The sequence below is a fragment of the Peribacillus sp. R9-11 genome, assembly GCF_031345095.1.
Classification (GTDB): Bacteria; Bacillota; Bacilli; order Bacillales; family DSM-1321; genus Peribacillus; species Peribacillus butanolivorans.
Genome location: NZ_CP133763.1, coordinates 3,913,739 through 3,925,254, shown reverse-complemented (window position 1 = coordinate 3,925,254; position 11,516 = coordinate 3,913,739). Strand labels below are relative to the sequence as shown.

Annotated in this window: 15 protein-coding genes; 10 read left to right on the top strand and 5 right to left on the bottom strand. The window is 38.9% G+C overall.

Annotated features, from left to right (window positions below; genetic code table 11):
* The first annotated feature begins 2 nt into the window (after positions 1-2).
* Together RE409_RS19065 and cccA are read left to right on the top strand one after the other, a co-directional pair.
* Positions 3-533 (top strand): hypothetical protein, encoded by a 531-nt coding sequence (locus tag RE409_RS19065; protein WP_201185847.1) that lies wholly within the window; start codon positions 3-5, stop codon positions 531-533.
* Positions 534-775: 242 nt separating this feature from the next.
* Positions 776-1,141 (top strand): cytochrome c550, encoded by a 366-nt coding sequence (gene cccA / locus RE409_RS19060; RefSeq protein WP_098177900.1) that lies wholly within the window; start codon positions 776-778, stop codon positions 1,139-1,141.
* A 15-nt stretch (positions 1,142-1,156) separates the two neighbouring features.
* Here cccA and RE409_RS19055 read toward each other — a convergent pair whose 3' ends face one another.
* On the bottom strand, positions 1,157-1,294 hold the full coding sequence (locus tag RE409_RS19055) for a hypothetical protein (protein WP_309557894.1): 138 nt from the start codon (positions 1,292-1,294) through the stop codon (positions 1,157-1,159).
* A 69-nt stretch (positions 1,295-1,363) separates the two neighbouring features.
* Here RE409_RS19055 and RE409_RS19050 point away from each other — a divergent pair, with 69 nt between their 5' ends.
* Both RE409_RS19050 and RE409_RS19045 read left to right on the top strand, forming a co-directional pair.
* A complete protein-coding gene (locus RE409_RS19050; RefSeq protein WP_201185846.1) occupies positions 1,364-2,071 on the top strand; it encodes a tRNA (adenine(22)-N(1))-methyltransferase in 708 nt (235 codons plus the stop codon).
* Positions 2,068-3,186 (top strand): Nif3-like dinuclear metal center hexameric protein, encoded by a 1,119-nt coding sequence (locus tag RE409_RS19045; protein WP_201223635.1) that lies wholly within the window; start codon positions 2,068-2,070, stop codon positions 3,184-3,186. The genes RE409_RS19050 and RE409_RS19045 overlap by 4 nt, the downstream gene beginning before the upstream one ends.
* 45 nt (positions 3,187-3,231) lie before the next feature.
* Here RE409_RS19045 and RE409_RS19040 read toward each other — a convergent pair whose 3' ends face one another.
* Both RE409_RS19040 and vrrA read right to left on the bottom strand, forming a co-directional pair.
* On the bottom strand, positions 3,232-4,176 hold the full coding sequence (locus tag RE409_RS19040; RefSeq protein ID WP_201223637.1) for a 4-hydroxy-3-methylbut-2-enyl diphosphate reductase: 945 nt from the start codon (positions 4,174-4,176) through the stop codon (positions 3,232-3,234).
* 115 nt (positions 4,177-4,291) lie between these two features.
* Complete coding sequence (vrrA, locus tag RE409_RS19035; RefSeq protein ID WP_201185832.1) at positions 4,292-4,984, bottom strand: VrrA/YqfQ family protein; 693 nt, start codon at positions 4,982-4,984, stop codon at positions 4,292-4,294.
* Positions 4,985-5,408: 424 nt separating this feature from the next.
* Here vrrA and RE409_RS19030 point away from each other — a divergent pair, with 424 nt between their 5' ends.
* Complete coding sequence (locus tag RE409_RS19030) at positions 5,409-6,722, top strand: DEAD/DEAH box helicase (protein ID WP_201185830.1); 1,314 nt, start codon at positions 5,409-5,411, stop codon at positions 6,720-6,722.
* Between the two features lie 15 nt (positions 6,723-6,737).
* Positions 6,738-7,634 carry a deoxyribonuclease IV gene (locus tag RE409_RS19025; protein WP_098176713.1) on the top strand — a complete coding sequence of 299 codons (897 nt, stop codon included), beginning with the start codon at positions 6,738-6,740 and terminating at the stop codon, positions 7,632-7,634.
* Between the two features lie 105 nt (positions 7,635-7,739).
* Here RE409_RS19025 and RE409_RS19020 read toward each other — a convergent pair whose 3' ends face one another.
* Complete coding sequence (locus RE409_RS19020) at positions 7,740-8,000, bottom strand: DUF2624 family protein (protein ID WP_053346980.1); 261 nt, start codon at positions 7,998-8,000, stop codon at positions 7,740-7,742.
* A 214-nt stretch (positions 8,001-8,214) separates the two neighbouring features.
* Between RE409_RS19020 and RE409_RS19015 the strand changes: the two genes are divergently transcribed.
* From RE409_RS19015 to RE409_RS19005, 3 genes are read left to right on the top strand one after another with little or no spacing between them, the layout of a single operon-like run.
* On the top strand, positions 8,215-8,979 hold the full coding sequence (locus RE409_RS19015; protein ID WP_116820721.1) for a metal ABC transporter ATP-binding protein: 765 nt from the start codon (positions 8,215-8,217) through the stop codon (positions 8,977-8,979).
* A gap of 21 nt (positions 8,980-9,000) precedes the next feature.
* Positions 9,001-9,834 carry a metal ABC transporter permease gene (locus RE409_RS19010; RefSeq protein ID WP_053346978.1) on the top strand — a complete coding sequence of 278 codons (834 nt, stop codon included), beginning with the start codon at positions 9,001-9,003 and terminating at the stop codon, positions 9,832-9,834.
* Positions 9,835-9,847: 13 nt separating this feature from the next.
* Complete coding sequence (locus RE409_RS19005) at positions 9,848-10,273, top strand: Fur family transcriptional regulator (protein WP_056528676.1); 426 nt, start codon at positions 9,848-9,850, stop codon at positions 10,271-10,273.
* 33 nt (positions 10,274-10,306) lie between these two features.
* Here RE409_RS19005 and RE409_RS19000 read toward each other — a convergent pair whose 3' ends face one another.
* The gene (locus tag RE409_RS19000; protein WP_056528677.1) at positions 10,307-10,891 is read right to left on the bottom strand and encodes a 5' nucleotidase, NT5C type; all 585 of its coding nucleotides are present in this window, start codon (positions 10,889-10,891) and stop codon (positions 10,307-10,309) included.
* Between the two features lie 168 nt (positions 10,892-11,059).
* On the opposite strand from RE409_RS19000, the gene RE409_RS18995 reads away from it, so the two are divergent.
* Positions 11,060-11,515 carry a DUF308 domain-containing protein gene (locus tag RE409_RS18995; protein WP_201185829.1) on the top strand — a complete coding sequence of 152 codons (456 nt, stop codon included), beginning with the start codon at positions 11,060-11,062 and terminating at the stop codon, positions 11,513-11,515.
* The last annotated feature ends 1 nt before the right edge of the window (position 11,516 follow it).

Genomic DNA, 11,516 nt, shown 5'->3' with positions numbered 1-11,516 from the left:
TCATGGATGAGACGAGAAAGAAAATTATCATTCAAGAAATTAACTCCTGGAAGGAAAGTCATATGATTCCGGAGCAATATTGTAATTACTTACTTGCATTATACTGTCAAGGAGAATTACCACCTGCTTATTCGAATAAAACCGGAAGCGATAAAAAAGACATTCTTTCAGGGCTGATAATAGGAGCCTTTTTTGTATTTATTGTATTTTTGAATTATTTTACTGAAATACCCATAAGAATGCAAATTGTTGTGACAACAATTTCTATCATCATCTTTGGGTTTTTAGTTCGCCGCTTTATTAACAAAAAGATTGTTTTTCAATTGACGTTAATAGGAATGGCATTATTAATGCTTTTATTTACAGTTAAATTGACTGAATTAATTGCCCCTGGCAAGGAAAGTATTCTTAATACTTGTTTGTTTATCCATTGCGGGCTCTGGATTTTAATAGGGAAAAAGCTAAAGCTGATCTATTTCTCCATATCGGGGTGTCTAGGGGTTATTATCACTATTTACTTTTTATTAATATAATTAAAATGGACAATAAAGTGTTTTAATAGAAATTTTAGGGTATTATGGAATATATATATATATATATATAAGAAAAAACTGTTTGGAAATATACATAAGTTTTTGACAATTTTAAGAAATTATATAATATCTTCTATTTTTGGGCTTTTACTTGAAACTCTTTTCAAGTAAAATAATATATAGCTGTTTGTATATAATATTAAATATGGTAGGTTTAGGTTCTACATAGGGGAGGAAATACTATGAAAAATCCAGTAATGCCTTTTATTATTATCATGGTTTTTGGTATTGGACTTATGTTTTTACTTTCGTTTAAAGGTTTGGGTGATGCCAAAGATCTTGCTAAGGAAAAAGAAGGCGGCGCAAAGACAGAAGAAACAGAAAGTGCCTCAGCATCACCTGAAGACATCTATAAGCAGACCTGTATCTCTTGTCATGGTGATGCCTATCAGGGTGGTGTCGGTCCAGCTCTAAAAGGAGTTGGCGATCGTCTATCAGTAGACGAAGTTAAAAATGTAATTACTAATGGACGAGGTGCCATGCCACCAGGTTTAGTCGAAGAGCAAAACATTGATGCCATGGCCGAGTATATTCACGGACTGAAATAATTTATGAAAACTGACTCAAAAAATCGTTGGAAGGCGAGCTTTTTGAGTCAGTTTTTCTTTTCTTCCGCAAAACAAAGATTCCAATGATGGAAGTTGTCCTTTGTCTAGTGATTGAGAGAGAGCCATATTTCTCTCGTTCTGTAATTTTTCCATAGAACTTGTTATAATCGAATGGGAAACTAAACTATGTAAGACATTATTTGAGTTAAGAGAGTTGATAATATGAATCATGAAAAACTATCGATGAGATTAGAACGTGTTGCTATACATATACCAAAAGGAAGCATCCTTGCAGATATTGGTTCAGACCATGCGTACTTGCCTTGCTATGCAGTGAGTAATGGACTGTGTGACCAGGCTATAGCCGGGGAGGTTGTAGAAGGACCATATCAGTCAGCTCGCAAGCAAGTGGCTATAACAGGGCTTCAGGACAAGATTGAGGTCCGTAAAGGAAATGGACTTGAGGTGTTGAATCCTGATGAAGCTACATGCATTACGATTGCAGGCATGGGCGGGACATTAATCTCAAGTATATTGGAAAGTGGAAAAGAAAAACTGGGCAAGGCAGAGAGGCTTATCCTTCAGCCGAATGTTGGTGCAGCAAATGTTCGTAGCTGGCTAATCGATAACGGCTGGGAATTAACTGGAGAAGAAATCCTCGAGGAAGATGGAAAAATCTACGAAATCTTAATTGCTGAAAAGGGGGACCCGCTTCAACCTTATCGTGTAAATAAGCAAATTGGCCTCATGTTTGGGCCGTTCTTGACAAAGCAATTCAGTGACACTTTCATAAAAAAATGGCAGCTTGAGAAAAGACATTTGGAAAGAATCATCGAACAATTGGATGAAAGCGGCCGAAGCGGCTTAGAATCGAAGCGTAATGAATTAGAAGCTCAAATTTCTGTAATTGAGGAGGTGCTTAAAGGGTGAAGACAGCAAATGGTTTTCAAATCATTGAGATGTTTGAACAGTTCTCTCCAAAGCAATATGCGATGGAGGGAGATCCAATCGGATTACATGTCGGACAATTGAATAAGCCGGTTACAAAAGTGATGATTGCCCTTGATGTGCTAGAAGAGGTTGTGGACGAAGCAATTGAATGTGGTGTGGAACTAATCATTGCCCATCATCCCCTTATTTACCGTCCATTAAAGAAAATAGATACAACCGTTGCTGGCGGACGTATCATAGAAAAGCTGATCAAGCATGATATTGCTGTTTATGCTGCACATACTAATTTGGATGTTGCTAAGGGCGGGGTAAATGATTTACTTGCAGATGCTCTTCAATTACAGGATACAGAGGTACTTATTCCTACTCATGAAACAGCTCTAAAGAAATTGGTCGTGTATGTGCCTAAGGTTGATGAACAAAAGATAAGAGAAGCCTTAGGTAAGGCTGGAGCAGGAGCAGTCGGAAATTACAGCTATTGTTCGTTTTCAGGTGAAGGTACTGGACGATTTTTACCAGGTGAAGGCAGTGAACCGGCAATTGGCTCACTAGGGAAGCTTGAAGCGGTTGCTGAAGTTCGGGTTGAAACGATATTCCCGGAAAATATCGAGAAGAAAGTGCTTTCTGCGATGATTAAAGCCCATCCGTATGAAGAAGTCGCTTACGATATTTATAAGCTGGAGAACAAAGGAGAATCACTTGGATTAGGTAAAATTGGTGTGCTTGCAGAAGAAATGTCACTTGAGCAATTTTCACAACATGTGAAACAAACACTAGATGTTGATAAGGTACGTGTCGTCGGAGATTTGCATAGTCCGATAAAAAAAGTAGCAGTTCTTGGAGGAGACGGTAATAAATACTTTACCACCGCGAAATTTAAGGGTGCTGATGTGTATGTTACAGGTGATATGTATTATCATACGGCCCATGACGCGATGATGATTGGTTTGAATATTGTGGACCCTGGCCACAATGTTGAAAAAGTGATGAAAAAAGGCGTTGCGCGAATCCTAAAAGAAATGTGTCACGAAAGAAACTTCGATGTAGAGTTCATTCCATCTGAGATAAATACCGACCCTTTTCGATTTATTTAAACATACGAAAAAAGGCAACCACTATGGCTGCCTTTTTTTGAGAATTTATTTCTTTACTTTAATTTTAGGTAAAATTTTATGCAATGGTGTTTTCTTTTCCGTATTCCAGGTCTCTTCATTATTTGGGTCATATTGCTCTATGAATGCAATAACTTCTTTTGTAATCGGTGTTGGTGTAGAAGCACCAGAAGTAACAGCAACGGTTTCTGCACCTTTTAGCCACTCGAGGTTCAGCTCGGAAATGTCAGCAATGCGATAAGCGGTTGTGCTGGCAATTTCTTGGGATACTTGTGCAAGACGATTAGAATTGTTACTTTTCGGATCACCAACAACGATTAAAACATCGGCTTCTCCAGCTTGCTGGGCAACTGCTTCTTGACGTACCTGTGTGGCTAAACAGATTTCCTTATGGACTTCAGCGTGTGGAAACTTTTCTTTAACCTTATCCATGATATCCAATACGTCCCATTGGCTCATGGTGGTTTGATTGGTCACAATAATCTTTTCACTGTTCAAAGTTAAGGCTTCAACATCTTCATCCTTTTGAACCAGGTGAACGACATCGGGGGCAACTCCAACTGCGCCCTCTGGTTCAGGGTGGCCTTTTTTGCCGATATAGATAATTTGATACCCTTCAGCTTCTTTTTCCCGTATTAAGTCATGTGTTGCGGTAACATCAGGGCAAGTAGCATCGAGTGTAACAAGCCCTTTTTTCTCAGCAATCTTCCGAATTTCAGGGGAAACACCGTGAGCAGTAAAGATAACGGTTCCGCTGTCCACTTGTTCGATGATCTCGTTACGGTTACTGCCATCTAACGTGATGATTCCTTCTTCTTCAAAAGCATCAGTTACATGTTTGTTATGAACAATCATACCTAAAATGTATATAGGACGTGGCAAGGTTTTATCTAAAGCCGCATTTCGGGCGATGACCATGGCATCGACAACGCCATAACAATAGCCGCGCGGGGAAATTTTAATCACTTTCATCTATGTGTCCTCCTTCAAAGGCAAGAAACTCTCACTATTTATACCTTTCTATTATATAAGACCATAGATGATATTACAAAACATCCTATTTGCCTAAAATTAGCTTTTTCGAATTTTAAATATAAAGCTTAGGGCCAGAAGACCTTACCCTTGTGGTTTCAGGACGAACTTTAGAGATTGGTTTTTCAGGGGTAACGGTTTCTTGTTTAGTTGTATCCTCCTTTATCTCATTGGTATTTGGTGACACATCTTTTGCTTTTGTTTCAACTTCACTTTCACCTTCTGATTTCACTGTATCATCACTGGATGATATGCTTCGGAAAACCTTCCACATGGACGGCAAGTTTTTAATAACTGGGCCATATTGCTCTACCATTGGAGTGAATTGTTCGGCTGCCTGCAGCACTTTTTGCGTGTTGTTGAGCATATTGTTCAGGGAATCAGGGTTTTTTAATGTCTCTAAAATCCCACCTCCACTACTTCTTGAAGAATTTTGGTTGGTAGAAGAAGCAGCTGGCGCAAATAAGTTTGGGGAAGCTGCATTCTGTTTGGACTTACCCAGAATTCTTGATAACAATCCTTCTTTCTTCGCAGGTGGCTGTTCCGGCCTCTGTGGCTGATTGAATGGGCCACGGAAACCTTGAGGTATTTGTTGAGGTCTATTTGGTGCAACAGGTCGACGCATCTGTTGAAAAGCGTTTGGATTTTGCTGCTGGGGTCCTCTAAATGGGCCTGGTGGCTGGGGCATTCGCCTTCCATTAGGTGGTTGAAAACCGGGTCCGGGTGGCCGATTTCTACCTGGGAACATAGGTTTCACCTCCTCTAAGTTTATATGCTGGTGTTTTCTTCTATATAAATTATGCAGTTCAACAAAAAAGGTTTGAGGAAAGAATGACTGGGCTGTTGTGAAGTAACCGGAAAGAAGGTAAGATGGTAACGGTAGTCTTTTAGCTCCATGTCTGCGGGGGATACGCTATGGCCAGGACAGGGGCTTTTCGTTTGCAAGAGTCCATTTAAGAGAACTAACCAAAGCGCTTGCGCTTTTTATATTTTTTTAGCTTCAGCGCCTAGCTCGTTGTGAAAAAGATGATGGACCTCAAAAGGCAAAAATCGCCTTATGGGTCAATCCCTATTTTCTTCACGAGCTACCCAAGGCGCTTGCGCTTTTTGTATAAAATTTATTATAATAATAGGACATGTCTATTGACTGACAAGGATAAAGGAGTTTTTTGATGAAACAAAACCAATTTGAACGATTTAATTTGAAAAGCTACATTCTAGATGCGGTTCGTACTTTAGGGTTCGATAAGCCGACGGAAATTCAAGAACGTGTGCTTCCGTCGCTTTTAAAGGGAAGTAGCTTAATAGGACAGTCGCAGACAGGTACGGGTAAGACACATTCCTATTTGCTGCCAATTATGAACAAGCTTGATGCTGGTAAAAATGAAGTTCAAGCGATTATTTCCGCACCAACCCGTGAGTTAGCGAACCAAATCTACAAAGAAGCTTTGAAAATTGCAGACCATTTCCCAGAGGATGAGCAGATTCAAGTCCGTTGCTTTATCGGTGGTACTGATAAACAGCGAATGATTGATAAATTAAAGATACAGCCACAACTGGTTATTGGGACTCCTGGTAGGATTAAGGATTTGGTTGAAGCTCAGGCCTTACAAGTGTATACAGCAAAAATGCTCGTAGTCGATGAAGCGGACCTAATGCTTGACATGGGATTCCTTGAAGATGTCGATTTATTTGCTTCACGTATGGCTGAAAAAATTCAAATGCTTGTTTTCTCGGCAACTATACCAGAAAAATTAAAGCCATTTTTGAATAAATATATGGAGAATCCGAAATATGTTCAAGTGAACCCTAAACAGGCGACTGCTGCAAAAATTGAACATGTCTTAATTCCGCTCCGCCATCGTAACAGAGAGCAGTTACTGCATGATATCATTGTTCGTTATAATCCGTATTTGGCGATTGTTTTCACAAACACCAAAAAAATGGCAGATCATGTGGCTAATTCTTTGATTGAAAAAGGGTTGAATGTCGGTCGTATTCACGGAGATTTAACACCGCGTGAGCGTAAAAAAATGATGAAGCAAATTAAAGATTTGGAATATCAATTTATTGTTGCGACAGATTTGGCTTCGCGTGGAATCGATATTGAAGGTGTCAGCCATATCATTAACTATGAATTGCCATCAGATTTGGACTTTTATATCCATAGAACAGGAAGAACAGCTCGTGCAGGATATTCAGGTATCGCCGCAACGATCTATGATACATCTGATGAAGATTCATTGAACCGTCTTGAAAAAATGGGAATCGAATTTCATGATGCCGATATCCAAAACGGCGATTGGATTAATATAGACGAGCGTAATAAACGGAAAAACCGTAAGAAACAAAAATCTGATATTGATGTCAAAGCAAGTAGGCATGTTAAGAAGCCAACTAAAGTTAAGCCTGGTTACAAGAAGAAAATTCAACGTGATGTGGAAAACTTTAAAAAACGTGAACGTCGTATACAGAGAAAGAAATAATAAGGGAGTAATTAGATGCTGAAGATTGGATCGCATGTTTCAATGAGCGGGAAAAATATGCTTCTTGCTGCGAGTCAAGAAGCGGTTTTATATGGCTCCAACACATTCATGATCTATACGGGAGCCCCTCAAAATACAAGACGTAAAAAAATCGAGGATTTAAATATCGAAGCCGGTAGATTGCATATGGAAGAAAATGGAATTAGTGATATTGTGGTCCATGCCCCCTATATCATCAACATCGGAAATACGACGAATCCAGCCACATATGAGCTGGGAGTCAACTTTTTACGTAGTGAAATCGACCGGACAGAAGCGTTAGGTGCAAGACAGATTGTTCTTCATCCAGGTGCACATGTTGGTGCAGGCAGTGAACTCGGAATCAAGAGAATCATCGAAGGCTTAAACGAAGTGCTCACTGCCGATGATAAAGTTCAAATTGCCCTTGAAACGATGGCTGGTAAAGGAACTGAATGTGGCCGTTCTTTCGAGGAGTTAGCGATGATCATCGACGGTGTAACCCATAATGATAAGTTATCGGTATGCTTCGATACATGCCATACTCATGATGCTGGATATAATATCATCGAGGATTTCGATGGTGTTCTAAATGAATTTGATAAACTAGTCGGTATTGACCGCATCAAGGTCCTTCATATCAACGACAGCAAAAACGAACGCGGTATGCGTAAAGACCGCCATGAAAATATTGGTTTTGGCCATATTGGTTTTAATGCGTTGAATTATATTGTCCATCATCCGCAATTAAGCGATGTTCCGAAAATACTGGAAACACCTTATGTAGGAGAAGACAAGAAAGACAAAAAGGCACCTTATAAATTTGAAATTGATATGTTTAAGAACAATCAATTCGAAGAAGATTTATTGGAAAAGATCATGTTACAAAAATAATAATGTTGAAAGGGCGATTCATCGAAATAACGATGAATCGTCCTTTCATTTTACTTACAATGTGGACGAATGCCTAGGTAACTAAGTCAGACAGCCAGCAGTTATTTAAAAATTGGAAGTAAGATTGTTGAAGAGGGTTTCAATTTCCCTAGCTGTGCTGGCTCCGGCAACATTAGTAATTTGACCAAGAACGTTCTGTCTTTGACGTATATCAAAAATGTTAATGTTTTTACCTTTTAGAAGTGCGCTGATATCTTGTGCTTGTTTTTGAGTTAGTGAAACCTGGTGCTGCCTCGCAAGGGAAAGTAGTTCATCGGGTCGTATATTGTTAATTTTATGATTAACCATCATTTCAAATAATTTCATACGATCTCCTCCTTTTTTAAAACATATGAAGAAGGTAGACGTATGTGAACATGAAACTTTGTTTGATTCCCGAGAAATTGATTTAAATAATGAATTTTAGTATATCAGGGCGAAAAAGCTCTTGATTAGAGAGCCGGATTCTTTACATCTGAACTTCTTTGATTTATACTAACCATTGTTAATCGTAATGATTCTTAAAAAAAAGGTGATCTCTTTGGATAATGTAGTAAACCCCATTGTTAAATTAGAAGATATATCTTACAAATATACAAAAGATCTAGTGTTGGAACATGTTTCGCTTGAAATCCCTAAAGGGGCTTTTTTAGCAATTGTCGGACCAAATGGATCCGGTAAGTCCACGCTTTTGAAGTTGCTACTTGGTTTATTTAAGCTCCAAAAAGGAAAAATTGAAATATTTGGGGAAGATATACGACGCTTTAAAGATTGGCAAAAGGTCGGGTTTGTGTCACAAAAGGCGAACTCCTTTAACTCAGGATTCCCTGCAACTGTATTTGAAGTGGTTCAAAGCGGTTTGACCAAAAAAATCGGTTTATTTAAATTTGCAAGTAAAGAGGATAAGCAAAAGGTAAAGAAAGCTTTGGAATCTGTGGACATGCTCGATTATCAGAGCCGCAATATCGGTGAATTATCCGGGGGCCAGCAGCAGAGGGTATTCATTGCCCGATCACTTGTCAGTGAGCCGGAATTGATGATCCTGGATGAACCTACGGTCGGAGTGGATTCAAAGAACGTCCACCAATTTTATGAAATGCTGGAAATGTTAAATGAAAAATTAGGAATTACCCTAATTTTAGTCACTCATGATGTTGGTACGGTGACCGATAAAGTCACACATGTCGCCTGCTTGAATAAAAAGCTTCATTTTCATGGGGATGCCTGTGAATATAATGATTTGGATGAGGGAGAACTGTCATCAATTTATGGGCACGGCGTCCAACTGTTAAATCATAATCATTAAAATGTTTTGGAGGATAGCCCAATGATATCGGGGATATTGCAATTTGAATTTTTGCAGAACGCTTTTTTGACTGGAATCATCATCGGAGCGCTTGCGCCATTAGTAGGCGTTTTTGTCGTGGTAAGAAGGATGTCGATGATTTCCGATGCACTTAGTCATGTAGCGCTTGCTGGAATAGCATTTAGTTTATTGCTTCAAAAGAGCTTTCTATCACTTGCTGGATTGAATCCGCTATATATAGGGATGGCTTTTTCGGTAGGGGGTTCTTTATTTATTGAAAAATTAAGAGGGGTGTACAAGCATTACCAAGAACTTGCAATCCCAATCATTATGTCCGGTGGCATGGGTCTGAGTGTAATTTTTATTTCAATTGCGGATGGTTTCAATACGGATTTATATGGTTATTTATTCGGAAGTGTCAGTGCAGTCAGCCGTTCAGATTTGTATGTCATTTTGGCAGTGGGAATAGTAGTTTCCTTGATGCTTACCCTATTGTATAAAGAACTATTTCTGTTATCATTTGATGAAGAGCATGCTAAAGCTTCTGGAATACCTTATAAAGCGATTCACTTTATATTTATTGTCATGGTAGCATTGGTCATTGCTGCTTCGATGAAAATTATTGGAATATTGCTAGTCTCATCGCTCATGACGCTACCAGTTGCAGCTAGCCTCCGCTTTGCGAAGGGTTTTAAGCAGATGATTGTTTATTCCGTATTATTCGGTGAAATTTCCGTTGTCGGCGGATTATTTTTATCATACAACCTTAATCTCGCTCCAGGTGGGACAATTGTTATTATCGCAGTGCTAATTCTCATCTTGTCAATTTTGTTTGATAAGTGGAAAAATCGATAGATGGGGTGATGTTTTGAACGTAACAACTGCCATGCAATTACTAAAAGATAAAGGCTTTAAACATACAGGAAAGAGAGAAGAAATGCTTCAGCTTTTTTCTTCCAGTGATAAATATTTAACCGCTAAAGATGTGTTGGAGAATATGAAACAGGAATATCCAGGCTTAAGCTTCGATACGATTTACCGTAATCTTTCCTTGTTTGTCGAACTCGGAATCTTTGAGACAACCGAGTTGGAAGGAGAAAAGCATTTTCGCTTTACATGCGGACATTCTTCACACCATCACCACTTCATCTGTTTGAATTGCGGTAAAACGAAGGAAATCGAATTATGCCCGATGCAGGAACTTCAGGAAAGTTTGAAGGACTATGATGTTTCGGGACATAAATTTGAAATTTACGGACGCTGTCCTGCATGTAGTGTTTCTGTAGAAGCGTAAAAAACCATTGACTTCAGTCAATGGTTTTTCTTTTTATTTTATAGTAAGGGGCTTTTCTGCCATCCAATTATTCACCCAGTGAGAGGCTTCTTGCCAATTGTTGACTCGTATCACTCTATCGGGCACAGGATCTTGGTTATAAGGGGTATTAAATAAAATTACGGGTATTTTGCACTCTTCAGAAATGGCCACCGCATTATCATGCTTGTCTTCCAAAAAGAGATCGACGGCAAATTTTTTGGCTGTAGCAACTTTATCGTGTGAACCAACCAACTCTAGGTGGTTATAAATGACCTTATTCGTTGAAAACCAATTCTTTGTTACATCTAGCAGGCGGTTGCTTCTGGCACTGATAAAATATAAGTCAGCTTGGTCTGTCCACTTTTCCAATATATCTTTTGCTCCCTCAGCCAATATAGACTCGGAATAAATGAGTGGCTCGGTTTCTATGAACCATTTGGTGAAGTCTTCTTTTGGTACATTTACAAAAGGGAATAAGTCATACTCAGTAATATCTTCATAAGCTAAATTCAGTTGAAAAGCTTTATTTAAATAGGGGACCATGGTATCAGGTCTTGTAACAGTCCCATCTATATCAATGCCAAAACGTTTTTTCATGATGAATCTCTCCTCATTTTCAATACTTGTAATAGTGTACCATATACCAACTTAGCAATGGAAAAAAACCATATTTATTTCCAAGACATGAAACCTTTTTCACGGTAGTTTCTTTAGATTGTACATACACTATAAATGCTCCTACAAATGAAAGTGAGGGATGCACGAATGGAAAAAGATGAATACTCCAGTATTGACGATGAGATGCGATCTAAAGAGGAAAGTGTACCAGCAGTTGTAGATGATCAGCATCATGAGCGTTATTATAATGAAGATACAGCTGCAGATGACAGGCGATATGAAAATCGGGAGTCTAATGTAAAGACGGATAACCGCTATCGTGAAGAAACTTCTGCCGAAATATCAACACCACCTCAGCGAAGCAGAGGATATAATGACGAGTCGGTTGATTCTGAAGGTATAACTTCAAGAGGAAACGTTGTTGGAGTTATATCCTTAATCATCTCCATAATATCGTTATTTATGATGCCCTTCATCTTAGGGGCTTTAGGGATAATTGTCGGTATTTTTGCTCGCGTTCGAGGATCAAAAATGGGTACATGGGCCATAGTTATTGGTGCAGTCTCCATCATTGTCGGCATATTTATTCTGCCGTTCTTTTAAA